This is a genomic window from Pseudomonas sp. GW821-FHT07G06, from assembly GCF_058986625.1.
Genome location: NZ_JBYSVW010000018.1, coordinates 127823 through 153813, shown reverse-complemented (window position 1 = coordinate 153813; position 25991 = coordinate 127823). Strand labels below are relative to the sequence as shown.

26 protein-coding genes are annotated in these 25991 nt (G+C 59.3%); 7 read left to right on the top strand and 19 right to left on the bottom strand.

The annotated features are described in order from the left end of the window. The first annotated feature begins 839 nt into the window (after positions 1 to 839). The 7 genes from AC3WJW_RS25360 (at position 840) to AC3WJW_RS25330 (ending at position 6647) form a co-directional block, all read left to right on the top strand. Positions 840 to 1661, top strand: coding sequence for a winged helix-turn-helix domain-containing protein (locus tag AC3WJW_RS25360; RefSeq protein WP_493727866.1), 822 nt, complete (start codon positions 840 to 842; stop codon positions 1659 to 1661). After that, positions 1658 to 2140, top strand: a complete 483-nt coding sequence (locus AC3WJW_RS25355; protein ID WP_102699509.1) for a hypothetical protein — start codon at positions 1658 to 1660, stop codon at positions 2138 to 2140. The genes AC3WJW_RS25360 and AC3WJW_RS25355 overlap by 4 nt, the downstream gene beginning before the upstream one ends. Before the next feature lie 180 nt (positions 2141 to 2320). Then, the gene (locus AC3WJW_RS25350; RefSeq protein WP_102699508.1) at positions 2321 to 2608 is read left to right on the top strand and encodes a hypothetical protein; all 288 of its coding nucleotides are present in this window, start codon (positions 2321 to 2323) and stop codon (positions 2606 to 2608) included. A 177-nt stretch (positions 2609 to 2785) separates the two neighbouring features. Then, positions 2786 to 3118, top strand: coding sequence for a hypothetical protein (locus tag AC3WJW_RS25345; RefSeq protein WP_217835273.1), 333 nt, complete (start codon positions 2786 to 2788; stop codon positions 3116 to 3118). 105 nt (positions 3119 to 3223) lie between these two features. Next, on the top strand, positions 3224 to 4246 hold the full coding sequence (locus AC3WJW_RS25340) for an AraC family transcriptional regulator (protein WP_493727865.1): 1023 nt from the start codon (positions 3224 to 3226) through the stop codon (positions 4244 to 4246). Between the two features lie 234 nt (positions 4247 to 4480). Beyond that, positions 4481 to 6076: an EAL domain-containing protein gene (locus tag AC3WJW_RS25335; RefSeq protein ID WP_493727864.1), complete on the top strand. Its 1596-nt coding sequence runs from the start codon at positions 4481 to 4483 to the stop codon at positions 6074 to 6076. A 70-nt stretch (positions 6077 to 6146) separates the two neighbouring features. After that, positions 6147 to 6647, top strand: coding sequence for an outer membrane beta-barrel protein (locus tag AC3WJW_RS25330; protein WP_095966010.1), 501 nt, complete (start codon positions 6147 to 6149; stop codon positions 6645 to 6647). 83 nt (positions 6648 to 6730) lie between these two features. Here the strand turns inward: AC3WJW_RS25330 and AC3WJW_RS25325 are convergent, their stop codons facing one another. The 19 genes from AC3WJW_RS25325 to AC3WJW_RS25235 form a co-directional block, all read right to left on the bottom strand. After that, positions 6731 to 8347, bottom strand: a complete 1617-nt coding sequence (locus AC3WJW_RS25325; protein ID WP_493727863.1) for a mechanosensitive ion channel family protein — start codon at positions 8345 to 8347, stop codon at positions 6731 to 6733. 344 nt (positions 8348 to 8691) lie between these two features. Continuing rightward, positions 8692 to 9147: a hypothetical protein gene (locus tag AC3WJW_RS25320; protein WP_493727862.1), complete on the bottom strand. Its 456-nt coding sequence runs from the start codon at positions 9145 to 9147 to the stop codon at positions 8692 to 8694. Between the two features lie 67 nt (positions 9148 to 9214). Then, complete coding sequence (locus tag AC3WJW_RS25315) at positions 9215 to 9568, bottom strand: Rieske (2Fe-2S) protein (RefSeq protein ID WP_493727861.1); 354 nt, start codon at positions 9566 to 9568, stop codon at positions 9215 to 9217. Then, entirely contained in the window at positions 9565 to 9882 is a 318-nt protein-coding gene (locus AC3WJW_RS25310; RefSeq protein ID WP_493727860.1) for a YciI family protein, read from the bottom strand. The genes AC3WJW_RS25315 and AC3WJW_RS25310 overlap by 4 nt, the downstream gene beginning before the upstream one ends. A 3-nt stretch (positions 9883 to 9885) precedes the next feature. Beyond that, on the bottom strand, positions 9886 to 10758 hold the full coding sequence (locus AC3WJW_RS25305; protein ID WP_493727859.1) for a dioxygenase family protein: 873 nt from the start codon (positions 10756 to 10758) through the stop codon (positions 9886 to 9888). Between the two features lie 37 nt (positions 10759 to 10795). Beyond that, entirely contained in the window at positions 10796 to 11863 is a 1068-nt protein-coding gene (locus tag AC3WJW_RS25300; protein WP_493727858.1) for a maleylacetate reductase, read from the bottom strand. 8 nt (positions 11864 to 11871) lie between these two features. After that, positions 11872 to 13335, bottom strand: a complete 1464-nt coding sequence (locus tag AC3WJW_RS25295) for an aldehyde dehydrogenase family protein (protein WP_493727857.1) — start codon at positions 13333 to 13335, stop codon at positions 11872 to 11874. A 93-nt stretch (positions 13336 to 13428) separates the two neighbouring features. Further along, positions 13429 to 14448: a hydroxyquinol 1,2-dioxygenase gene (locus AC3WJW_RS25290; protein WP_493727856.1), complete on the bottom strand. Its 1020-nt coding sequence runs from the start codon at positions 14446 to 14448 to the stop codon at positions 13429 to 13431. A 48-nt stretch (positions 14449 to 14496) separates the two neighbouring features. Next, positions 14497 to 14991, bottom strand: coding sequence for a cupin domain-containing protein (locus tag AC3WJW_RS25285; RefSeq protein WP_493727855.1), 495 nt, complete (start codon positions 14989 to 14991; stop codon positions 14497 to 14499). Positions 14992 to 15270: 279 nt separating this feature from the next. Next, positions 15271 to 16200 carry a LysR family transcriptional regulator gene (locus AC3WJW_RS25280; RefSeq protein ID WP_104448234.1) on the bottom strand — a complete coding sequence of 310 codons (930 nt, stop codon included), beginning with the start codon at positions 16198 to 16200 and terminating at the stop codon, positions 15271 to 15273. A gap of 182 nt (positions 16201 to 16382) precedes the next feature. Further along, positions 16383 to 17417, bottom strand: a complete 1035-nt coding sequence (locus tag AC3WJW_RS25275; RefSeq protein WP_493727854.1) for a branched-chain amino acid ABC transporter permease — start codon at positions 17415 to 17417, stop codon at positions 16383 to 16385. Then, positions 17417 to 18280 (bottom strand): branched-chain amino acid ABC transporter permease, encoded by an 864-nt coding sequence (locus AC3WJW_RS25270; RefSeq protein ID WP_493727853.1) that lies wholly within the window; start codon positions 18278 to 18280, stop codon positions 17417 to 17419. The genes AC3WJW_RS25275 and AC3WJW_RS25270 overlap by 1 nt, the downstream gene beginning before the upstream one ends. 2 nt (positions 18281 to 18282) lie before the next feature. After that, a complete protein-coding gene (locus tag AC3WJW_RS25265; protein WP_095965999.1) occupies positions 18283 to 18975 on the bottom strand; it encodes an ABC transporter ATP-binding protein in 693 nt (230 codons plus the stop codon). A 3-nt stretch (positions 18976 to 18978) separates the two neighbouring features. After that, positions 18979 to 19704, bottom strand: coding sequence for an ABC transporter ATP-binding protein (locus AC3WJW_RS25260; RefSeq protein ID WP_493727852.1), 726 nt, complete (start codon positions 19702 to 19704; stop codon positions 18979 to 18981). A 25-nt stretch (positions 19705 to 19729) separates the two neighbouring features. Continuing rightward, positions 19730 to 21040, bottom strand: coding sequence for an ABC transporter substrate-binding protein (locus AC3WJW_RS25255; RefSeq protein WP_493727851.1), 1311 nt, complete (start codon positions 21038 to 21040; stop codon positions 19730 to 19732). A gap of 87 nt (positions 21041 to 21127) precedes the next feature. Beyond that, positions 21128 to 22474 (bottom strand): outer membrane beta-barrel protein, encoded by a 1347-nt coding sequence (locus AC3WJW_RS25250; protein WP_493727850.1) that lies wholly within the window; start codon positions 22472 to 22474, stop codon positions 21128 to 21130. A 320-nt stretch (positions 22475 to 22794) separates the two neighbouring features. After that, positions 22795 to 23505, bottom strand: coding sequence for an NAD(P)H-dependent oxidoreductase (locus AC3WJW_RS25245; RefSeq protein WP_493727849.1), 711 nt, complete (start codon positions 23503 to 23505; stop codon positions 22795 to 22797). A gap of 9 nt (positions 23506 to 23514) precedes the next feature. Beyond that, entirely contained in the window at positions 23515 to 25161 is a 1647-nt protein-coding gene (locus AC3WJW_RS25240; protein WP_493727848.1) for an ABC transporter ATP-binding protein, read from the bottom strand. A gap of 2 nt (positions 25162 to 25163) precedes the next feature. Then, positions 25164 to 25991 (bottom strand): ABC transporter permease, encoded by an 828-nt coding sequence (locus AC3WJW_RS25235; protein WP_493727847.1) that lies wholly within the window; start codon positions 25989 to 25991, stop codon positions 25164 to 25166.

Sequence of the window (25991 nt, the reverse complement as noted above, 5' to 3'; positions counted from 1 at the left end):
ATCGCAGGCAAGCCAGCTCCCACAAGGGACCGCGCCCACGCTGAAACTGTAGGAGCCAGCCTGCTGGCGATGGACTCCAGTGCGCCGCGTTGAACCAGATCACACGCGTTATCGTTGACGACCATCGCTGGCAGGCCAGCTCCTACAGGGGACCGCGTTTATCCAGATCACACGCATTATCGTTAACGACCTTCGCTGGCAAGCCAGCTCCTGCAATTTCCCGAACCCAAAAAAAGCCCCGCGTCCTCCATGAAGGGCGCGGGGCAAATGCCGTTGAACGAGAGGTGAGGATCGTTTGCGCCGCGTCAGGCAAAGCATGAACGCGATGAGAGTCAACGCTCCTCGAGATCCATTAGAAGCGGTAACGAGCCTGGTTCAAAGCTAATTGGAGTCAAAAATAATCTGCAGTCAAGCGGGCGCACAAACAACAATCATTGACTTGTATTGTGAAAACTCTCGACCCGTCCGGGAGCAACTAATGCCTTGTCTGTACAGCGCAGGCAATCCGCTCGGACCCTGGCTACACGCAAACCCACCCGCCCGAGCTTGCAGTTTTCGGATAGCGCAGAACGTCCATTCAACGCATTATTCATGCTGTCAAAATCAAAAACCGCGGGTCATCCAGCAATGCTTTTCCTTTGTTTGATTCAACAGATGCCTCTGACAGGCAGGGCTGTTTACCGCACTGCACGCGCCTGAAACGAGCCGGTCCCAATGTAAAGGCGACACACAGCGCGGCTTGCACCCGGCCCTCATCTTCGTTCACCTCCCAGTCCAGAATGTACCGAGCCAACTCCGGCCCCTATACTCAGGCCAGTACGCCTGATCGGAAGATTTCTATGAGCTACACCTTCAAGTTGAAAAATGGCGCCGTGGCGATATTCGACCCGGACAGCGCCATGCTCACCCTTACAACACCCCATGGAGATGTACAGAATTCCACGCTAGGCAGAGCCGAGTCGCGTCTATTGGACCTGCTGCTCATGGAGCCAGGTGTCACTAAAAGCCGCGATGAAATCATCGACTACACCTGGAATGACCGCGTGGTTGCTTCCGGCAGTTTGAATCAAACCGTTTTCTCACTACGAAACATTTTGAATGACAGTCGCGATCACGAGATCCTGATGACTGTTCCTCGCCGGGGATATTGTTTCAACCGGCACTTTGTAGTCGATGCTGCAGCAGACATGCCGGCGCCTTCAGAAGAAGTTGTGCAGCCGACCGCCACCACTCCCGGACAACTACCGCCGCCGGATGGCGATGAGTTGCTGGTGCCCTCAAGTAAAACCGAAAAATCCACCCGTATTACCAAGGCCCAACTGATCGCTTATATCGTTACTCTGGCAGTCGTTGCCTTGACGGTCTTTCAGTTCGACTTCGAGGCGCCAAAAATTGAAATATCCAGCGTCGACAAGAATGGACTGATCATCCACGCCGTAGGCAGCGATCTTGCCGAGTCACAAGCGTTGATGGAGCTATCGGCCAAACAATCAGAACGGCTTCCACCCAACCTGAAGGGGCAAGTCTGGATCAACCTGTATAAAACCAACTATTCCGTTTCGTGCATTCGCCCGGATCTAAGCACTGCAAATCTACAATTAAACAGCAGCGAAAGAGACCTCGCCATGATGATTCGTCAATGCTTGGAAGTCACCCTATGAAGTTTGAAATTCCGCAAGCAGTTCACTGGCCGGTTATAGCCTTGATCAATGCACTCTGCATTTTCTCCTTTTTTTATTCTCCTTCGCACTACATGGAAAATACCAGCTATCAAACAAAGGCCCGACAATGGCTGGAAGATCTCAATCAACTCAACACCGAAGAGTATCTCACTATCGGGCATGGTCGACTCACCGGGACCACACTGGAAAGCCTGAATGGGAAAATCCGCAATGCAACCATATCGGCAAATATAATCAGAGAAAGCAAAACGCAAGTACAGATTAAAATCAGTAACGTCAAACTCAGCCAGGACAATGAACTCTTTGCCATTGAAAAGACCCCTGACCTGTTCTTCAGACGCCAATACGTCTTGCAAGAAGGCGCCATCCTGAACTACGAACTGATCCCCACGCAGAATAAAAACGCCGTGTGTTTTTACATACATGATCTTGGCCGATTGCGCTGCATGAATCATTAATTGATTCAACACCCGTCTGGCACAGACTAATATCAAAGATCACTTCAAATAAAAATAACAGTTATTGACTTGAATCAGATGGCGTCCCGGAAAAAAATTCCCCGCCAATAATCTCTGGAATCGAGCCTGCTTGATTCTCGTCCGGGACAATGCCCTACACAGGGGAATCAAGTGAAAACAATGCATTTCCTGCGCAGCAATAAATCGACGACCTTCGGATGCCTGGCGGTTCTATTCCTGTCTGCCCTGCCCTTTTGTTCGTTAGCGAGCGACGAACATTCCGTTGAAAGCACGACCATTGAATATTATGAAATTCAAACAAACCCGGATGACACTCAGAAATTATCGCATCTGAAAATCCATAGTGAGAATGAGTATCATGCGGACGAGCAGGACAGCGATTCAGCCCTCCCTCCTCCACAAAGTGATACCGGAATGAGTTACGCCACCTCGCTCATATTACTTTGAACAGCGCGGCATTTGCCGTCGCAAGCGGCGATTGCCTCTTCTGACAACCTGGCAAATATGAGTTATTGACTTTGGAAGGCGCAGTCGGGGTGAGATTATTTGCAGACCACGTCGTGGCAGAGATACAGCTGACACTAGGTTCTGCCTGAATAAACTGTAAATAAGGAAATCGCCTCGATGCTACTGAAAAACTTCGTCACCGTGTCGTTTGGTTTATTGCTCTCTCTCAAGGCCATGGCCGATGACAAGGGCATCTACAGTGCAAAATTGACGAGTGTCGAAACCAACAAGAAGGCTCCGGATTCTGTGAAAACTGGCTATCAGGTAAAAACGGGTTACCGTATTGACGACTTTTATTCCTTTACGGCGGCAGCCATTGACCCGATGAAACCCCAATCGAAAATCTTCAGCCCGATGGTTGACCCGCGCAACGTACAGCAGCTGGACGACTCACCATCGCACAGCAACTACGCATTTTCAGCGGAACTGGAAATAATCCGGGGGCTCTGACAGTACTCTCGATGCGGCTGTACCTTCATCCGGCATGTGACCGTCATCGCCGCGCGGACAGTCATTGCCTGACCCTAATCATTTAACAGGTGAGCTTTCAATTTCATGAGTATCGCACCTCCCGATGAAATCTTTCATTTGTCTTCCGCCTCGCCGAGCCAACTGAACAGAACAATAGGCAACTGGGAAATGAGCCTTATCCCGACCGAGCATGAGGCGCGCATCCAGCAACACAAGCTGTTTCACAGTCCTGAACTGCAGTGCAGCCGCCTTGAGTTCGACTCATCCGTCACTCTGGTCAGTTCTGTCCCCGCCGGCTTCGTCACATTCGCCATCTCGCAGGCCCCGATTGGCCGCCCCGTCGTGAACAATCAAAAACTACGGCCTGATGAAATCATCGTACTGCACAGCGACGAATCGGTGCATTACACCTGCGAACCGAATGAAACACTGTTCACCCTCACCACAACACTGGAACACTATGACCGGTGCCGCCAACATCACCCTGTCATAGACATACTTGCGAACAGAACACAACACAGCTACCAGGTTGATAACTTTCAATTCATACAGTCTGCCATTAAAGCCATCAACGCTTGCTGTATCGACATCAATGACTCTGCCTCCCCACAGTACGCTGAAGCACAGCGCCCAACGATTGACACTGCGATACTTGCGTCTGTATTGCAATCATTGACCCCCGCTGGCGGCTTCAGACGCAAAGTCCCCACCAGACGGAAGGTGGCGATAGAAGCCATCAAGTACATTCATGACAATATCAAAAAAACGCTCACCATCAAGTCACTGGTAAGGCAACTTGAGACGACAACCCGCACCCTGCATTTTGGCTTTATCGAGACATTCGGGATGTCGCCAATCGCCTATATCAGAAACTTGAGACTCGCCAGTGCCCGCCGCGACCTGATCAATAAAACATGGCCCACTGTGACGGAAACCGCCATGTTCTGGAACTTTCATCATCTGGGCCGGTTTTCCAAGGCCTATCAGACTGCTTACGGCGAGACACCGTCAGAAACGGCCCGGCGCAACTCAGACAGGCCCAGGAACATCACCTCATCCCTTTACAATCAGGTCGTTGGCACGTTTCCATCAAGCCCCGGAAAATGAGGATTAATAATTTCCGTTGATTAACGATGGATGCCGACAATTGCTTGTTTTCCCACTCAAGGAGATAAGCATGCTTCATCGAATAAACACGCTGCCACTCAAGCAGAAAATCATGCTGTGCATGACCGCCTATATCAGCGGCATCTTATTGGCCTGGGTCATTGACTGGTACTGAAGAGGTTTAACTCGCGACTGCAAGGTGCACAGTGAAATAATGATACCTCGGGGTTTTCGATGATTTCCGTATATAAAGCGTTATTTGGAAGGCACGCAATCACTGTATGTCTGATTGCTGCAGCGGGTTGGGCCGCATGGTTCTGTGCCGCAGGTCTGGCGGAGTCAGTCATTGCACGGAAGTTGAATAACGTTTATGCCGATCTGCGTGCGGCTCAAGTGGAGCCCAATGCGCAGATCGACAAGGTACTGGAAGCCCTCGGCGATCTTGATCGCTCAGGTCAGGAATGCTCCGTCGAGCAGTATTCACAACTGGCCGATCTGGTTAAAGACCTGCGATTTGTTGATCAAGCGGCAATCCAGTTGCCCAATGGCAAGATCTGCTCCTCCTATGGACAAGAACTCCCGTCGATACTGGCCGGTAATGAGAAGCGCAATTTCTCCGTTGGAAAGCGAACCTATTGGGTCGATTCCGGCCACGCTGTTTCTGCGGACACCGACTTTATCATCGTGTCGGAACAGTCGACCTACGTCTGGGCAAACAAGAAGATCCTGCTCGACAACTTGAAGTTTCCCGAGGACCTGCAACTGGACCTCATCGGCCCCGGCGGCGCAGTACCCATTGCCTCGACAGGCCTCAAGCCCCTGCAGATGCTGAAGCCGTTCCACCTTGAAGAACTGGTTGCCTCGGCAGACAAAGTCCTTATCGCCTTTGCAGGCAACCGAAATGAACTCATCTCGGTCATTTCACTTCCGTCGAGTTACCTGACAGGTCTCAAATTCAAATTATTCATTGGCCTTGGGTGCGTGTTCGCCGCGCTGCTCTTGCTCGCAAGGCGTATCCAACGGCATTACACCTCTACTGCCGTACGACTTCGCAAAGCCCTGAACGCCAATACGCTGGGTGTTCACTATCAGCCGATCGTCAACTTGAAGACGGGCTATCTGGTGGGTGCCGAATCACTTTCTCACTGGAGCGACAACGGTACCCCTGTGCCTGCGGACGTGTTCATTGCGGTGGCGGAGAAATCTGACCTGATCCGCAAACTGACACGTTCGGTGATTCGACAAGTAGCGGAGGATTACAGCACTTACCTTTGGGCGTGCAAGGACTTCTACATTACGGTCAATCTGTCCGCCCAGGATATTCAGGACCCGGACTTTCCAGACTATGTGGCCAGCGTGCTGGCAACCTACAACATGCCGGTGTCAGCCATGGCCTTTGAAATCACCGAAAGAACCATGCTCGACCAGAAGCCTGCCGCCATGCAATTGCGACGGCTTCGGGCGTGCGGTCATCGCATCGCCGTGGACGACTTCGGTATCGGCTATTCCAACCTCTCGCTCCTCGATTCAGTGCCTTTCGACATTCTGAAAATAGATCGCTCGTTCATCGCCGGCGACAAGATCGCAGCCGAGGATGCCTTGTGGCGACACATTGCCCAGTTGGCCAGGTCGCTAAGACTCAAGGTCGTGGCCGAAGGTGTCGAGACTGCGGAGCAACTGCCGCATCTGGTTTCAGAGGGCGTCCTGTTGGCACAAGGCTGGTTGTTCTCCAAAGCGCTGCCTGCCCAGGCACTGGCAAGGCGCTACTTTCAATGCCCGGCAAACAGCCCGCCTTACGACCCGAAAATATCAATCAATGACTTCTATTAACCCCCCACGGCCCCTCAAATGCTCGCCGAACCCTAACACCTGACAAACCTGTACAAGGACTCCACTACACATGCTACTTCGAAACCTTGGCTTCGCTTCACTGCTATCGCTGCTGTCTTTCCAGGCGCTCGCTGATGACAAAGGTTTGTATCTTGGAGCTGGCGTAAGCAGCATCCAGACCGAAGAATCCCGACTGGACGACGAGGACACCAGCTACAAAGTTTATGCAGGCTATCGCGTCAACAGCTACCTGGCCTTCGAAGGTGCCTACGTCGATCTCGGTCAATTCAAGGACAAGAACATCGATTTCGACGGCAAGTCGGCTCAGGCTGCCGCCCACGTCGGTTTTCCGCTGGGTGATCGGGTGCGGTTGTTCGGCAGTGTCGGTGCTCACGCCTGGGACGCCGACGGCAATGCCACCGACGACGATACCGGGGTTGACCTGACCTACGGCCTCGGCGTGGAGTTCGATGTCTTTCGCAACATCGGTGTGCGCGCTGAATACGAAGTGCTGGAGGTCGGAGAGATCGACCTGAATCAGACGACTGCCTCCGCCTATATGCTTTTTTAACACCGCTGCAACTGAGCGACCGGTCCCCGGTCGCTCATCGCACTTGCCGCAATGCACGTCCTCGCCCTGTCAGTCCCCTGCCATTACTTCAACGTCTCCTTCGATTCCTGCGCCGGCGCCATGTACCACTTGTCCCTGGGCACCCATTTCTCCTGTTGCGGATCACCCAGATAGTGCGGTGACATGATCTGTACGCCGTACTCGTTGAACACATCCTGGATGTTGGCGTGCAGCATGCTCAGCAGCACCGCCCGTGGCCGTGGCTGGCTGGGGATGGCCTGGGCCACCAGCCGGTACTCGGGGTAGAAATCCGACAACGCCGTCTGGAACACCTGCGGCGGTGGGGTTTCGAGGACGCCGGGCGTGCGTCTGGCGGCTTCCAGCAACATCCCTTCGACCTGCCGCCAGGGGGTGTCATAGCCAATGGTGACCACGGTGTCGACCACATAACCGGGGCCTTGTACCACCCGTGAATAGTTCTTGGTGACCGTGCCGGTGATCATCGAGTTGGGCAGGGTCAGCACTTCGCCCAGGCCGGTACGAATGCTGGTGGTGAACATGCCCAGTTCAGTGACCGTGCCTTCGTGCTCGCCAATGCGCACGAATTCACCGGGGCGCAGGGTCCGGGTGTACGTCAGGATCAACCCGGCCGCCGCCTGCCCGACGACGCTGGAGGCACCCAGCGAGATCATCAGGCCGACCAGCACCGACAAGCCTTTGAACGCATCGGTACCGGCACCCGGCAAGTAGGGATATGCCATGGCCAGTGCAAACAGCCAGATCGCCAGCGACGTCAGGCGCTGGGTGGGCTTCAGGGTTTCGTGGTTCAGCCAGTTGAAGGTGCCGGGCGTGGCCATGCGCCGTAGTATCCGGCGAGAGAAGGCGGTCACGCCTCGCGCAATGAAGAAGATCGCCAGCGCCACACCGAGTCCGGGGATGGCCCCGAGAATCCCTTGCAGCAAATAGTCGGCGACTTCCAGCAGATAGTTGTTAAGACTTTCACCCCAGGGCCGAGTGTAGGGAAACCGCGACAGGACAAACCCCAGCCACTCGTAGGTGAGCAGCAGCACGATGACCCAGCGCAGCAATTCCAGCACGCGGCTGACCAATGGATAGAGGAAGTTGGCGTCGATCAGCGGCACCCGCCCGACCTTCAGGGCCTGGGTGTGCCGATGCATCAGGTCGGGCAGTTTTTTCAGCAGTTTGCGCCGTAGCAAAGCCATGGCCAGGAGCAGGCCCAGATAGATACCGGTGGCGAGCAGCGCGGCGCCCACCGACCGGAGTATCAAGTGCAGGCTGCGAGCTTCCTGGGTTTCGGCCACCACCTGACGCAGGCGTTCAGCGGCGGCTTCGGCGGCTTGCTGCACCGAGTCGAATTCGGTGGCGTCGAAATCCTTGGGCGTAACGATGAAAGCGCGGCGAGAACCGAGCAGCACCATGTAGCTTGTCATGATCGGGTCGAGGGTAACCTTCAGGTCGTCGGCCTCGTCCAGCGCCTCACCGATCACCGCTTTCGCCCGTTTGACCCGCGAGGCCGGGGCTTCACCGAGGAGGGTCGCGCGAAACACCACGACACTGCGGTTGGCCACTTTCAGTTCAGCAGGGGCATCAGCCACCTTGGGTGAATCCTCGGCCCACAGCTGCAACGACCAGAACAACCCGAAAACAGTGAACAATACAATGAGCAGCCTGCTCCGCATCTGTCAGATCCCTACTTCACAAATTTCTGGTCGAGTGTACGTACCGCAGCGTAGTTCACCGATGAACGGTTGTCAGATGGGTGCTTCTGTAGGAGCGAGCCTGCTCGCGAAAAACCAGAGAACACCGCGGGGCACCTGCCAGCCAGCGTTATCGTTGACGACCATCGCGAGCGGGCTCGCTCCTACAGGGTTTGTGTTTTCGCCGGCGGCCAATGCTCTCTGTAGGAGCGAGCCTGCTCGCGAAAAACCAGAGAACACCACGGGGCACCTGCCAGCCAGCGTTATCGTTGACGACCATCGCGAGCAAGCTCGCTCCTACAGTTACGGTGTGTTCAGTACCTGATTCAAGGGTTGACCTGGTAACCCTTACCCTGCAAACAGCTGGTGTAAGCCGACGTGGTGTTCGCCTGCGTGGTTTTCGATTGCTCCCGGCGTTCCTGGCGCTGACGTGACGCACCGACCACGGCACCGGCTGCCGCCGTCTCCTTGGCGCGGTTCTGGCGATAGTCCTGTTTCGTGTCATCGTCGACACGATCATAGACCTCGTCACGTTGATTGCCGCGCACCTGGGCCCCAACCGCGCCAGCGGCAGCCCCGGCAGCAGCGCCCTTGATCCGCCCGCCGGAAGGCGTGGAAGCCGTCGAGGTGCTTTGGCTGGCGGCGATGCTGTTGCATTCGTTGATGTCGGCCTGGGTTTGTTGCGAACTTTGCCCTTTCATCGGCACCACAGTTTGCGCCCATCCCGGGGCGCTCAAAACCGACAAGGCGAGACACAGACTGATGGGTGAGAATTTTTTCATGATGACCTCCGGATGAACCTGGTTCACCCCCAACAGGAGTTTAGATCAGCCCCCATCAGCCACCCGGTTACTGACCGGCGGTGAGTTCAATCTCCATGACCAGTTGGTCTTCGACCCAACGTACCGGCACCGCCTCCAGTTGCGCGCCTTTACACGGGCCGTCGATGCAGTGCCCGTCGTCGTAACGAAACATCGCGCTGTGATGGGCGCACATCAGGACCTTGCCGCGCCAGGTGCAGAATTGCTGCGGATTGAAGTCCAGCGGCACCGAGAAATGCGGGCAGCGGTTGATGTACACCCACACCTGTTCGCCCTGACGCACCGCCACCAGTCCGGCGGGATGCAGTTGCTGGTGCTGTGGCAGCCCCAGCGCCCCGCCGTCGGCGATGTCGTCGAGTCGGCACAATGGAATGGTGATCATGGAAAACCGCGCAGTTCCGGGTTGCCCAGGCTCCAGTGCCAGGGGCGAATCTGCAGGCTGGCGAACAGTCCCGCCTGGACATAGGGATCGTCGCGCATGAACGCTTCCACCTCCGGCAGGCTGCCCGCCTCGATGACCAGCAACGTCCCCGTCATGGCCGCGCCGGCGTCATCAAGGATCGGGCCGCCGAGGCGCACGACGACCCGATGATCCCCGGTCGCACGCAAATGTGCCTGGTGACCGGGCCGCAGACGCTGGCGCAGCGCCTGGCAGTCCGAATGATCAGTGGCAAACACCGCAAAGAACTGACCCATGATTCACGCAGATTCCATGACAAATTCATAACACGCGCGCTTGAACGGCACGTCCATACCCAGCCTGGCGGACACATCTTCGTGGCAGGTCAAGTCTTCGTAAATCACCTGCAACGACTGTTTCACCCCAAACACTGCATCGGATTGCAGGTACGGATCATCGTGGTTGAACAGGTGCGTGACCAGTTTGCGATAGCCCGGCACATCAATCATGAAATGCAGGTGAGCTGGCCGCCACGCATGGCGGTTGGCGGCATCGAGCATGCGCCCAACCGGGCCATCGGTCGGTATCGGATAGGCCACCGGGACAATGGTGCGAATCGCAAAGCAGCCATCCGCGTCGGTGCGATAGCGCCCACGCAAGTTGCCGAACGGCTGTTCGGTGTCCTGTCCGGAATACATGCCGTTTTCAGCGGTCTGCCACACGTCCAGCACCGCTCCGGCCAAGGCATTGCCATGAATGTCGACCACGCGCCCACGTACCAGCGCCGTTTGCCCGGGCGTGAAGGCCATGTTTTCGCCGAACTCGCGATCCGGCATGCCATCGATGTAGAACGGCCCGAACACCGTGGTTTCGGTGGCCGTTGCGCTGTGGCGATGGTTGATTGCGTCGACCAGCATCGAAACGCCCAGGGTGTCCGACAGCAGAATGAATTCCTGTCGCACCTGACCATCGCATGTGTGCCCGGTGTCGGTCAGAAAGCCAATGCCTTCGAACCACTCCTGTTCGGTCAATTCGACCTCGCTGACAAATGCATGCAGGTGATGCACCAGGCTTTGCATGATCTGTTTGTAACGCGCGTTGGGCGCGTCGTTGAAGCTGTTCACTGCCTGCCGGGAGATCAGTGATTCCATGGTTTTGTCTTGATCGGTCATTGTTGTTATTCCGACGAGGATAAGGGTGGCTGGCAGATCAGGCTGGAGCCTGACCTGTCAGAGCGCGGTTGAGCAGCGCCTCAATCGGGCCTTGCTCAAACGGCCGCGGGTTGTAGTAAGGGCTGGCGCAGGCGATCTGCGCGGCTTCGGCCGGGGCGTTGGCCGGGAAGCCGATGTCCGCCAGGGCCAGTGGAATACCCAGCTTCTGGTTCAGTGCGTACAACAAGGCACCGACCTCGCTCGCCTCACTCCCACCCAACGCGCGTGCAGCCCGTAGCAAAGGCCCGGCCGCTGCTTCGCGGTTGTAATGCGCGGCGTGGGGCAAGACGATAGCGTGGGCCTGGGCATGGGGTAAATTGAACGTGCCACCCAAGGTGTGACAGAGTTTGTGGTGCAAGGCCATGCCGACCGAACCCAGGCAAATGCCAGCCAGCCACGCGCCGTACAGCGCCTGGCTGCGCGCCTCGGGGTCATCGGGATGCTTGACCACGCCCGGCAAGGCCTGCGCCAGCGAGCGAATCGACTCTTCGGCCATGAAGCCGATGATCGGGTTGGCGTCCTGGGCGTACAGCGCCTCGACCGCGTGGGCCATGGCGTTCATGCCCGAACAGGCCGAGATGTGCGCTGGCAGGGTCAGGGTCAATTGCGGGTCGTAGATGACGGTCCTGGGCAAGACCCGGGGATCTCGTCCGGTTTTTTTCAGGCGATTTTCGGTCAGCCCGTAAATCGGCGTCATCTCGGAGCCGGCGTAGGTGGTCGGCACTGCCACTATGGGCAGGCCGGAATCCATCGCAATCGCCTTGCCCAGGCCGATGGTCGAGCCACCGCCAATGGCCACGCAACAATCGGCATCCAGCCGGGCTGCCTCAAGGCGCGCCGCTTGCGCCACTTCCAGCGGAACGTGCATCACGGCCTTTGAATAGACACCGGCGGCACGATCACCGAGCAACGCGGCGACCTGTTCGCCGAGCCCGTGCTGTTCCGGTGTGGTCAGGATCAACGCGCGCCGGGCACCCAGCCGTTCGATTTCCTCGGCCAGCGCCGAGAGCTTGCCCCAGCCGAACACCACACGGGTCGGCAGGCTTTGATAGACAAAGGGATTCATGGCTGGCCTCAACGCTTGTAATACGGCGGGATGTTGGCGTCGACATTGACCCAGACCGAACGGGCTTCGGTGTAGTCGTGGATCGCTTCGAAGCCCATTTCCCGGCCATAGCCGGACTGGCCGACACCGCCAAACGGACTGCCCGGGTTGACCCGTTTGTAGCAGTTGATCCAGCACATGCCGGCGTGAATCGCGTCGGCCATCTTGTGCGCGCGGCTCAAATTCTGCGTCCACAGGCCGCTGCCCAGCCCGTATTCGGAGCCATTGGCGATGGCCAGGGCTTCTTCGTCAGTGCTGAAACGCACCACGGTCACAAACGGGCCGAAGACTTCCTCCTGGCAAACACGGTCACCGGGCCTGGCCTCGACCACCGTCGGCTCGATGTAAAACCCGTTGGCCAATGCCTTGTCATCCGGCGCCTTGCCGCCGGCCAGGACCTTGCCGCCCTGCTCGATGGCAATATCGATGTACGCCATCACCCGGTCGCGGTGCAGCGCCGATGTCAGCGGGCCCATTTCGGTGTCCGGGTCCAGCGGGTCGCCCAGGCGAATGGACTTGGCCAACGCAATGAAACGCTCAAGGAATTGATCAGCGATGTCTTTGTGCAGAATCAGCCGCGAGCCGGCGATGCAGGCCTGGCCCTGGTTGTGAAAAATCGCCCAGGCGGCACCGTTGACCGCCGCCTCCAGGTTGGCGTCCTCGAACACGATGTTCGCGCCCTTGCCGCCCAGTTCCAGCTGGATGCGTTTGAGGTTGCTTTTCGAGGCTTCGACGATCCGACGCCCCGTGGCAGTCGAACCGGTAAAGGCAATCTTGCCCACGTCGAGGTGTTCGGCCAGCGCTTGCCCGGCGGTATGGCCGTAGCCCGGCACCACGTTGACCACGCCTTTGGGGAAGCCGACTTCCGTCATCAGCTCGACAATGCGCAAGGTCGACAACGGAGTGATTTCCGAAGGCTTGATCACGATGGTGTTTCCCGCCGCCAGCGCCGGACCCATTTTCCAACTGGTGAACATCAGCGGGAAGTTCCACGGCACGATCTGCCCCACCACGCCAATCGGCTTGCGTTGCACGTAGTTGAGGAACCCCGCTTCGACCGGAATCACCGATCCTTCGATCTTGTCGGCCATGCCGCCGAAATAACGGAAGCACGCCGCCGTGCGCGGCACGTCGAGGCCACGGGAATCGCGGATCGGATGCCCGGTATTGAGAGATTCGAGCTGCGCCAGCTCTTCACCGCACGCTTCGATCCTGTCCGCCAGTTTGAGCAACAGGCGTCCGCGTTCGGCGGCGCCCAGCGCCGACCAGGCCGGGAAGGCGCGCTTGGCGGCGGCCACGGCGAGGTCGATGTCAGCGGCTTCGGCGGCAGCGATGCGGGTGATCAACGAACCGTCATGGGGCGACACGACGTCGATGGTGCCGCCGCCGACGGCATCCACGAAGCGGCCATCGATATAGAGCTGATTTTGCATAATGGTTTCCTCGCACCGCGCGGCTGGCGCAGTGTTTGACGAAGTGATTGCTGAACGCTTTGCCCGGCGCCGGGCCGGGCCGGACACGAGGTCCTAGAACTCGATCGGATACGGCTTGAGCTCACCGCTTTCGTAGCGTTGCGGCAGGTTTGGCGTGGCGTTTTCCCAGACCATCAGCATCGAGCGTTTGGTCGAGTAGCCCTGGTGTCGGATGTCCGCGGGCATGGCGCAGATGTCGCCGGCACGCATGGTGATGCGCGCACGGGGATTGCCGTCGTCCTTGTCGCCGACGTCCCAGATGATTTCGTCGGACATCTGCAGGAACCACTCGATGCGGTCGTTGCCGTGGAACACCGGCAGGATGAACTCCTCGGTGGTCGGGCAGAACAGGCTGGCCTTGCACACCGAGGTCACCGACGGGTTCCAGGTCACGTCGGAGCGCGACAGGTACTTGAACAGGTTGAAGGCATGCAGTTCGCCTTCGAAGCCTTCGGCGGCATGGACCTCCGGCTCGTCCTGCGGCACATCGATGAACTGGCGGTTGACCGGCAGGTCGTCACGCAGCGGCGAGTCATCCTTCAGGCCCGGCATGCGTTTGGTGGCGATGCGCGAGCGCTCGATGGCTTCGATGTTGTTGCCGTTCTTGCGCCCGAATGCGCTGCCGGTTTCTTCCGGGGCGGCAAAGGGGTCGAAGGTGGCGTTGGTCCAGTCGCGCAGGATGGCCTTGAAGGTGGCCATGATCAGCGGCGTTTCGAAGTTTTCGGTGTAATTGACCCCGGCCGCCTTGAGCGTGCCGTTGAAGGTGCCGGCGTACAGGTCGACCTTGCCGTAGTAGTTGCGGGTGCCGATGACGTGGTCAAAGTTGACCCAGCCATAGAAAAAGCCCCAGGCCACGTCGCGCATCATGGCGCGCAGGAAGGCGTCGACCGGAATCAGGTGCGAGCGAGTCTGGCCCTTGGCCGGCCAGGTGATGCGGGCGAAATACTCGTCGCGCGACAGTTCGAAGGCGCCGAGTTTGAATGAGCAGTAGCCGGTGACGGCATGGGGCGCGCTGGCCTGGACTTCATCGTCGGCAAGGTGGGCGGTGTCGGCAGCGGTTTCAAGCATGGCCATGGCGGAATTCCTCTTGTTGTCGTGGGTTGGGCGGTCGGGCGTGGCAGATCACTTGAAGCAGATGTCGGCCCATTTCTCGACCGACAGCGGGCCTTTGATGGTCTGCTGCAGGATCACACCCGGGCGGCTGGCTTCGAAGCGATAAGCGGTGCCGATCGGCAACAGGCACTGATGGCCGCGCTTGAGCAACACATAACCCATCGGTTTGCCGGCAGGTACGTCACCGGCCAGATGCGTGCCCTCACCGGCTTTCAACGGCGCATCGAGCTTGAGGAAGTCCACGCGAACCTCACCGTCCATGACGATGGCGAATTCGTCGTGTGCTGCGGTGTACCAGGGCGACTGGCCTTCGGCACGGATGGATTCAACGACGTAGCCGAGGTTGAAACCCACCACGACTTTTTCATAAGGGAGGGATTTATCCGCCACTTCGAAAATGTTGGAAAAGGCGTAGTGGCTGGCCTGGCCGCTGATGATTTCAACCGACCCTTTGGTGTAGTTATCCAGCGAGCCGAAGACCGTTTCGATTACAGCGCTACTCATGGTTTTCACCGTTTTGTTGTTGTAGTAACAGTGAGCCAACAGTACGTCGCACTACCTCGGCGAACAATTAGAGGACCGGCGACAACAGTGTTTGCGAAACGCGAACATTGAAACCATGGGTCTAATGCCGATCAGCTAATGCTTTGAACACCACAATCCTTGTGGGAGCGAGCTTGCTCGCGATAGCGGCCGTCATCCACCATTGATGTTGACTGACACACTGCCATCGCGAGCAAGCTCGCTCCCACAGGTTTCGTGTATTAGCCAAGACCCTGCTTTTCAACGCACCCAGCCACGCTCCAGCAGGGGCTTGTCCCAGCATGGCTCATCGCCGAAGTTGTCCACCAGAAAGTCGATCAACGTACGCACTTTCAAGGCCCGGCGCTGGGTGGCGGGATACACCGCCGAGAAGTTGAACGAGGACAGCGCATATTCCGGCAACACCGGAATCAGCCGGCCGCTGAGCAGGTCATCACTGGCCACCAGGGTCGGCAGGCAGACAATGCACACCCCCGTCTGCGCGTAATCGCGCAGCAAGTGCACGGAGTTGGAGCGCACCTGGCCCGGCAGGCTCAGCTCCACTTGCTCGTCGTCGCGGGTGAAGATCCAGCGGTTGCGCGACGGATAGCCCTCGTACAAGGCGATCTTGTGTTGCAGCAACTCCTGGGGATGGGTCGGTACACCGAACTCGCCGGCGTAATCCGGCGACATGCAGAACAATCGGCGCACGCTGAACAGCTTGCGCTCGATCAGGGTTTCGGCCATGGGCGGGAACATCTGGAACGCCACGTCGAAGCCTTCTTCAATGGGGTCCACCACCCGGTCATTGACGATCACGTCGACTTCGATGTCCGGGTACAGGCGCGTGAACTCGGCCAGCATGCGGCCGAAGTGACCAATGGCAAAACCCGGCAGCATCTGCACCCGGAGCTTGCCGGTGGGCTTGGCCCGCAGTTCGCGCATGTGTTCGGTCAGCGAGTTGAAACCGGCGACCATGTCGGCGCATTCCTTGTAGTAGGTCTCGCCCACTTCGGAAAGCCGCACATGGCGCGTGCTGCGGTGGAACAGCGGCGCGTTGATGAATTGCTCCAGCTGCTGGATGCGGTGGGTGATCACCGAACGGGTCACCCCCAGTTGCTGGGCCGCCTTGGCGAAGTTGCCGGTCTCGGCCACCCGCACAAAGGCTTCGACACTGAGTAAACGATCCATGGGCAGGTTCTCTGGATGTTTTTGTTCTTATAGGAATAAGAGGTTAGCCTGCCGCTCCACATCCAGAGCGAAAACCTGCCTGTAGGAGCGAGCCTGCTCGCGATGGACTTGAGAACTCCGCGGGGTGTCAGGTACCCAGCGTCATCGTTAACCTCCATCGCGAGCGAGCTCGCTCCTACAGGTCATGGCCGGGTCCGGGCGGACAATCGTCGCTGCATCGGGAACACCTGCCAGCCCAGCCGCTCGCTGATCAACCCCCACACCCCTTGCGGCGCCTTGAGCATCATCACCACCGCGACCACACCGAGGATGATCATGTACAGCGCGCCGTACTGCGCCAGGCAGCCGCGCAATACGAAGTAAATCAGCGTGCCGATCAACGGGCCTTCCAGGGTGCCGATGCCACCGATGATCACGATAAAGATCACCACCGCCGTCCAGTCCTGCAGATTGAACGCCGCATCCGGAGAAATCCGCAGCTTTTGCAGGAAGATCAACGCTCCAACCACGCCCGTACAACCGGCGGCCAGTACGTAGACCATCAGTTTGGTGCGGAACGTATCCACACCGAGGCTGCCGGATGCCGCCTCGGAATCGCGAATCGACGCCAGGGCCAGCCCCTGTCGCGAGCGCAACAGGAAGTACACCACCGCCACGGCGCCGATGGCGATCGCCAGCGCGGTGAAGTAGATCAGCGTTTCGCGCCCTTCCCGGTCATTGCCGATTTGCCGCACAATCGCTGCCGGCAGGCTTTGTCCCGATCCGCCGCCAAGGCTGCTCATTTGCGCCAGGCCCAGACGGAAGACCTCCGCCACCACCCAGGTGCCGATGGCGAAGTAAGCGCCACGCAGGCGAAAGACGATCAACGCCGTGGGAATCGCCAGCAACGCGACCAGCACCCCGGAGAGCAGGACCGCTAACAAAGGCGGTACACCGAACTGGCTCGCCAGCATGAACAACAGATAGCCACCCAGGCCGACGAAAGCCTGTTGCCCCACCGAGACCAGGCCGGCGTAACCCGCCAGCAAGTTCCACATTTGTGCCAGGGCCAGGTAGTAGGCGAACTCCACCACCAGCCGCAGGCTGGCGCGATCGGCCCACAAGGGCGCGCTGAGCAACACCAGTACGCAGAGCCCGACCAAGGACAGGCCGATGGTGCTGCTGGTGGTGGCGCGTTGTACGCGATAAACCGGTGCGGGATTGTTCAAGGCATTCATCAGTCGACACTCCGGGGAAACAGGCCACGCGGACGCACGACCAGGATCAGCAGAAACACAAGATGGCCAGCGAGGATTTGCCAGCCGGGATCGATTTTTGCGCCCAGGGATTGCGCAACACCGAGAATCACCCCGCCCGCCAACGTGCCCCACAGGCTACCCAAACCACCCATGATCACCGCCTGGAAGCCGTACAACAGCCGCGCCGGCCCCACGGTGGGGTCGAAACTGGTGCGAATCGCCAGAAACACCCCGGCAATCGACACCACCGCCATCGCCAGCGCCATGGCCAGGCCGAAGATGTGCGCGTTGTTGACGCCCATCAGCCGTGCCGTGTGCTGGTCGTCTGAAGTCGCGCGAAATGCCCGGCCCAGCGAGGTTTTGTAGAACAGCAATTGCAGGCCGCCAATGATCAGCAAGGCGCTGGCGAACACGATCAGCGGCATGACGCCCACACTCAAACCACCGAAACCGACACTGGCGACCTCAAGCTCACCCTGGGACAGCTTCTGGCTATCAGCGCTGAAGAATTCCAGCAGCACGTTCTGCACGATGATCGACAACCCGAAGGTCACCAGCAGTGGCGGCAGGATGTCCGTACCCAGCGTGCGGTTGAGCAACAGGCGTTGCAGCAGATAGCCGAAACAGAACATCAGCGGCACCACGATCAGCAGGCTCGCCAACGGGCTGAAACCCAGATGATTGACCACCACCAGCGCCAGGTACGACGCCAGCACGATGAAGTCGCCATGGGCGATGTTGACCAGGCGCATGATGCCGAACATCAGCGACAGCCCCACAGCGAACATCGCGTACAGGCCGCCGAGCAACATGCCTTGAAGCAAAGTATTGAGCCATTCCATCACTAGATCCCGAAATACGCGGCTTTGATTTGTGCTTTGTCCGCATCCCCGGGCCGGCCGGTCAGGGACACGCGCCCTTCCTGGAAGCAATAGAAGCGGTCGCACACACTCAGTGCCTGATTGATGTCCTGCTCGACGAGAATCACCGTGGTGCCGTCGGCCTTGATCGAGGGCAATGCGGCGTAGATGTCCTTGATCGTCGTCGGCGCCAGGCCCAGGCTGATTTCGTCGCACAACAGCAAGTGCGGGTTGGCCATCAGACCCCGGCCAATCGCGACCATTTGCTGCTGGCCGCCAGACAGTGCGGTGCCCGGACGCTTGCGCAGTTTTTCCAGCACCGGGAACAACTGATAGATGCGCTTCAACGTCCACGGTCCCGGGCGTTTGCTGTAGGCGCCGATCAGCAGGTTTTCTTCAACGCTCAGGGACGGAAACAGCTTTCGGCCCTCCGGCACCAGCGCGATGCCGCGCTCCAGCACCTGATTGGCGGCCATGTCGCCAATGGCCTGCCCCTTGAAAGTAATGGCGCTCGGCTGGTTCTTGATCAACCCGGCCAAGGAGCGCAGGAACGTCGATTTGCCCGCGCCGTTGGAGCCGATGATCGCCACCGTTTCACCGGCCTCAAGAGTCAGGCTGATGTCGAACAGCGCTTGAAAGTCGCCGTAGCCGGCGCAGAGTTTTTCGATGGTCAGCATGCGTCAGCTCCCGATGCCCATGTAGATGTCCTGGACCCGAGGGTCGGCCATGACGCTGCGCGGTTCGCCTTCGGCCAGCTTGGCGCCGAAGTTGATCACCGTCAGGCGACTGACCACCGCCAGCAAGGCGTGCACGATGTGCTCGATCCAGATAATGGCGACACCCGACTTGTGGATGCCCTGAATGGTTTCCACCAGTGCCAGGCATTCCGGTTCGGTCAGGCCACCGGCGATTTCGTCGAGCAACAACAGGCGCGGTCGGGTCGACAAGGCCCGGGCCATTTCCAGGCGCTTGCGGTCAAGCAAGGTCAGGGAACCGGCCAGCACATTGGCCTTGCGCATCAGGCCAGTGAGTTCCAGCGTCTGCGCACACCACTGACTGGCTTCCTTGTCCCGCAGCCGCGCACCAAAGGTCGCGCCTACCAGCAGGTTCTCGAACACGGTCATTTTCACGAACGGATGCGGGATCTGGTGGGAACGGCCAATGCCTTGTTGGCAGCGTTTGAACACGGGTTCGCGGGTGACGTTGCGGCCCTCGAAATGAATCGTGCCTTTGTCCGCCGCCACGCCACCGGCGATCAGGTTGAACAGCGTGCTTTTACCCGCGCCATTGGGACCGATGATGCCCAATGCTTGACCCGGTTGCAGGGTCAGGTTGATCGCATCCGTGACCTTCACCGCGCCGTAGCTTTTGTGTACATCGGTCATTTGCAAAAGTGGTTGTTGCATGGTGCACCCGTGTCCTGTTGCGCGATCAATACGTAATGGCCTGCATCTCGCCGCCCAACGGAATCGCCGGTGCGGTGGCATTGCTGGTCACGATCAGGTCGTATTTGCTGTCATTGCCCAGGCGCCACTGACCGCTGACCAGCGGGGTCTTGGCGACGTTCTTCACCGGCCCGCCATTCCAGTTGATCGGGCCGACCACGGTATTGAGGTTGGTCTTGAGCAAGGCATCGCGGACGGCCTGTGCATCACCGACTTCTTCGGTGCGCTTGAGGATGTCCACCGCCAGTTCGAACAAGGCATGCACGAAGCCCAGCGGTTGCGTCCATTGCTTGCCGGTGGCCTGGGTGAAACCCTGGGCCAATTGGCCGGCACTGGCGCCGGTCAACGATGAGCTGAACGGGTGAGTCGGGCTCCACCAGATTTCGGTCGACAGGTTGTTGCCGGCCTTGCCCAATGCCTCGACTGCCGTCGGAAACAGCAATGCCTTGCCCACCGACACGGCTTTCGGATTGAAGCCTTGCTGCCGAGCCTGGGTCCAGAACGTGCTCAAGTCCGGCGGGATGACCACACCGGTAACGATCTCGACGTCGGCCTTTTTGAACGCGGCGATCTGCGCGGAGAAATCGTCGGTCAGGCTTTGAAAGCGACCCGGATCGACCAGCTCGAACCCCTTCTGTGCCAACACCGGCGGGAAACCAAGTTTCTGATCGCCCCAGGCATTGCCGTCACCATCGTTGGGAAACAGACCGCCCACCACTTTGTTCGACGGCATCGCACCCCACATCGCGCTGTAAGTGCCGATCACATCTTCCAGGCCCCAGAAGAAATGGTAGGTCCACTCGAAGCCTTGATCCGGCTTGCCACCCCGGGTGAAAAACCACGGCTGCCACGGGGCAACGGTGGAGATACAGGGAATTTCGTTGATTTCGCACTGGTCGGAGACCGGGTTGGTGGTTTCCGGGGTCGACGACACCAGCATCAGGTCGACCTGGTCCGACAGGATCAGCTCGCTCGCCACTTCCGCCGCGCGGTTGGGGTTGGACTGGCTGTCCTTGACGATGACTTCCAGGCGATAGGCCTTGCCGCCAACGTTGATCGAATTCTTCAGCACTTGCTTGAGCGACTCGATGATGTAGTTGTCGGCTGCCGCAAACGGCGCCAACGGCCCGGTCTGCGGGCTGACATAACCGAGCTTGATCACCCGCTCACCGCCGATGGCAAAGGTGAACGGCATGCTTGCCAGTGCCACGCCACCGGCGGCAATGCCGGTACTGCGCAGGAAGTCACGGCGGGAGAAGTCGCGGCCTAACAGGTTTTTATCGTTGTTGTCTGTCATGTAAGTACTCCAAAAGCCTGGACGAACGGGGTCGCCACGTGTGGCCGGGCCATCACGCAGGGTCAGGGGTAAAGCAGGGAAATCCGTTTAGAAAAAGAAACTGACGTCGAACGACGCGACCACTTGCGAATCCTTTTCGCCGTCGGCATAGGCATCGCGGCCGGGGCCTGAATGGATGTCGTAGCGCAGTTCCGGGCGCAGGCGCACGTTGGGTGTCGGCGTCCAGGCCAGGTTGGTAGTGACCCCGTAGAAACTGCCCCAGGTTGGATCGGGAATCCCGGTGTTCGGGTCTATGTTGGCCATCATCACGTGGACCGGGGCGTCGGTGTAGAACCACTCGGCGCGGCTGTTCCACATCAGGTTTTCGCTGAGTTTGTGATACCAGTTAATGTCGGTGCCATACCAGGTCGCGTCGTTCTTGTTGGCGAACCCGGCGAAGGCGCCCTGCTCCTGCTTGCCGTAGTTCAACTCCAGCGCCACGCGGTTGTTCGGATCGATGACTTGCGACAGGGTCAGGTACGACGCCAGGCGCTTGTAGTCGTCATCCTTGGTGCCCGCCGGCAGCGGCGAGCCACAACTGCATTCGGCGAAACTGTCGCCAGCACCATTGCCGTAGATGTTTTCCCAGTCTATCCAGGTGCCGAAGTCCGCCGAGCGCCAGCGCACGTTGGCGATCACGTCCGGCGAGTGATTGGGGTCCTGCAGGTTGTTCCAGCCCTGGACCACGCCCAGTTCGAAGCCGAGCATGCTTTCGCCAGGCTCCGAAGGCAGTTTGAACGAGTACAGTGCACCGGCATGTTTGGCCGGGCCGTGCATGAAGGAGTAAGTGTGGGTGTAGAAGTCGGTCGGTGCCGGAGATGGCAAGGCGAAACCGATTTCGTTTTCCAGCGGCGTGTGGAAAATCCCGACCATCAACTCCGAACCGCCGAGCACCGGGAAGTAGAAGTTGACGTAGGCCTGGGCGACGGTGAACGCCGGATCTTCAGGCTTGTTGTCGCGGTTGACGCTCAGGTCTTCGTCCCAGCCATAGGTCTTGAAGAAGCGCGCATCCTTGCCGTACAGCGCGGTGACGTTGAAACCCCAATCGGCTTCTTGCGGCATCGCGCCGGGAAACGGCCCGACGCGGCCGATCACATTGCTCTTGGGTTTCTTCTCCACGGCCAGGGCGAACTGGTTGAGGTTCACACCTTCATCGGTATTGAAGAAGCTTTGCTTGCTGACGTCATCCGTGCCGTTGTTGTTATAGATCACACCGGCCTGAGCCCAGCCGTAGATCTTGATCCCGTGTTCGCGCTCAAGACTGTCGCCGAAGACATTGCGCACCAGCGAACCCATGGGATCGTCTGCTGCCAGAGCCATAGAGGGAAACAAAACGCCGGCACCCAGAACGGGCGCGAACAGGGTTGCTGCGCAAACCCATGCACGAATACTCATACCTGCCTTCCTTATTTTTATTAGGCGCCAATCCCCCGAAGGGGCATGAGGCCGAAAGCAAGGTATGACGTCTTGATGAGCCCTGGCTTGAGCTCCACCCGGTCGTTGGCAGATCGTGGTGTTCGGCGTAATGGAGGCTACAAGTCCGCCACTGCACCAACAATTCCATTCTCGGCGACTTCAGTGTTTGCGTATTCAGAACAATGCAGGCCTTTGTGGGAGCGAGCCTGCTCGCGAAGGCGGTGGGTCAGCCGACATCAATGTTGACTGTGCCACCGTATTCGCGAGCAGGCTCGCTCGCACAGGGGGTGTGGTGTTAGTCAGGCATTGGTGGCCAGCGGATAGAGCTTGTCATCGAACTGCGACAGCTTCGGGAATACCAACGGCTGATCATCACTCAGGTGTTGCAGGCGCTGGCCGTAGTCAACCAGGAACTGCTGGCGCGCCTCTTCGCTGATGTACGGCACATGCCAGGCCACGAAGGGTTCCAGCACATCGAAGCCGACGTAAGCCAGGGTGCCGCGCAGGATCGGCCGCAGCATGTCCTCCAATGGGCCGTGGATCGCGTTTTCGCCAAACATGTGTTCACGCCCACCCAGGGTCACGGTCACCAGCGCCTTCTTGCCGGCCAATCCACCCTGATCGTAGAAGCGCTTGCCGCCATAGCAGATGCCGGACACCAGCACCCGGTCGATCCAGCCCTTGAGCATGGCCGGGGTGGAGAACCAGAAGATCGGGAAGTTGAGGATCAGCAGGTCGGCCCACAGCAGTTTGTCCAGCTCGGCCTGGATGTCCGGCGCCAGCGACTGGCTCTTCACGCCCAGGCGTTGTTCCAGGGCATAGACCAGGTACTCGGGGTTTTCCCGATTCGAGAAGTCGGCGTCGCTGGCCACCGGGTTCCAGTTCATTTTGTACAGGTCGCTGACCTGCACTTCGTGGCCCTGGGCTTCGAGCGTGTCGACGGCCTGGTCACGCAGGGCGGCGGTGAAGGATTGCGGCTCCGGGTGAGCGTGGACGATCAGTACTTTCATGGTGGTTCCTTAGACTTGTTCCAGCGTATCGGTTGAAGGTGTGCAAGCGCGTGTGGCCAGCAAGCGGTCGAGCCAGTCGGGGTCCATTTGCGGTTCGGAAGAAAAAAGCAACCCGGTGTAGTCCTGGTGCGGCGGGGTGAAGATCTGGCTGCGCGAGCCGTGGTCCACCACCCTGCCCCGTTGCATCACCAATACCTCATCGGCAATCGCCCGCACTGTAGCAACATCGTGGGTGATGAACAGATAGGCGACACCCAGTTGTTGCTGGATGCGGTTGAGCAATTTCAGTACGCCTTCGGCGACCAGTTGGTCGAGGGCCGAGGTCACTTCATCGCAGATGATCAGTTGCGGATCGGCCGCCAGGGCCCTGGCGATGCAGATGCGTTGCTTCTGCCCGCCGGACAGCTCCCGGGGTTGACGCTCCATGAAGGTCGCCGGGTCGAGTTCGATCATCTCCAGCAGTTCGGCGACCCGGGCACGCATGGCCTTACCCTTGAGGCCCAGATAAAACGTCAATGGCCGACCGATGATGTCGACGATGCGCTGGCGCGGGTTCAGCGCCGTGTCGGGGATCTGGTAGATCATCTGGATGCGCCGCAGTTGCTCCTTGCTGCGCTGGCGAAAGTCCGCCGGCAAGGGTTCGCCGTCGTACAGCACCTGGCCGTAAGTCGGCGGCAGCAAGCCGGTGATCAGCCGCGCCGTGGAGCTCTTGCCGCTACCGGATTCGCCGATCACCGCCAGGGTCTGGCCGCGATACAGCTTCAACGACACGTCGTGCAACACTGGTTGCCGGCCATAACTGGCGCAGCTGTTGCGCAGTTCCAGCAGCGGTTGTTCCTGTTGCGGGCAAGCCTTGGGCTCGGTGCGGAAACTGCGCACCGCCCACAGTGACTTGGTGTAGTCCTCTTGCGGGTCGCCGAGCATCTTGCGGGTCTCGGCCTCTTCCACCAGTTTGCCGTGACGCAGCACCATGATGCGGTCGGCCATCTGCGCGACCACCGCCAGGTCGTGGCTGATGTAGATCGCCGCGCTGCCATAGGTCGCCACGGCGTCGCGAATGGCGGCGAGGACTTCGATCTGGGTGGTGACGTCCAGCGCCGTGGTCGGTTCGTCGAAGATGATCAGGTCCGGGTGACAAGCCATGGCCATGGCGGTCATGACCCGCTGCAACTGGCCGCCGGAGACCTGATGCGGATAGCGCTGGCCGATGGTTTCGGGGTTGGGGAGGCGCAGTACCCGATACAGTTCCACTGCGTCACGCATGGCCTGTTCGCGACTCATGCCGCCGTTTTTCACAGCGGTCTCGACGTGCTGGTCGATCAGCCGGTGGGCCGGGTTGAACGAAGCCGCCGCGCTCTGTGCCACATAGGCAATGCGCAGCCCCCGCAGTTTGCGCAGGGCTTCAGGCTTGGCCTTGAGCAGGTCGATGCCGTCGAAGTGCACCGAACCGCCGGTGATCCGGCAACCGTCGCGGGTGTAGCCCATGGCCGACAGGCCGAGGGTCGACTTGCCCGCGCCGGACTCGCCGATCAGCCCCAGCACTTCGCCCCGCTGCAGGGTCAGGTCGATGCCCTTGATCAGCGGATGCCAGGCGTCTTCGTAATGGCCTTCGATGTGCAGGTCGCGGATTTCCAGCAAAGGTTTTGTGGTCGTCATGTTCAGCACTCCTTGAGGCCGCTGGATTTGTGCAGCATCCAGTCGACGACGAAGTTGACGCTGACCGTGATCAAGGCCACGGCCAGGGCGGGCAGCAACGGACTGATGTCGCCGAAGGTGATCAGCACGGCGTTGTCGCGCACCATGCTGCCCCAGTCGGCGGTGGGCGGTTGAATGCCCAGGCCGAGGAACGACAACGCACTGATGAACAGGAACACGAAGCAGAAGCGCAGGCCGAACTCGGCAATCAGCGGCGCCGCGGCGTTGGGCAGCACCTCGCGGGTCACCAGCCAGCACAGGCCTTCACCGCGCAGGCGCGCGGCTTCGACGAAGTCCTGCACCACCACGTTCATGGCCACCGCGCGCGACAGGCGAAACACCCGGGTCGCATCCAGCAGCGCAATCACCAGCACCAACGACGTCGCCGTGGTACCGACCACGCTGAGGATCAGCAAGGCGAAGATCAGTTGCGGAATGGCCATGAGGATATCCACCACCCGCGACAAACCCTGATCGACCCAGCCGCCCTTGATCGCCGCGATCAAGCCGCAGGACCCACCGAGCAAAAACGCCAACACCGTGGTGAGGAAGGCAATGCCCAGGGTGTTGCGCGCGCCATAGACCAGGCGGCTGAACATGTCGCGCCCCAGGTTGTCGGTGCCCAACAGGAACTGCCCGCCCCACGGCTCAAAGCCCCCGCCTACCACCTGGGTTTCGCCGAACGGCGCCAGTACCGGTGCGAACACCGCCACCAGCACGTAAAGCAGGATCATCAACAAACCGAACCGGGCGCTCAGGGGCGCCCGCCACACGTGTCTTAACAGGCTCAT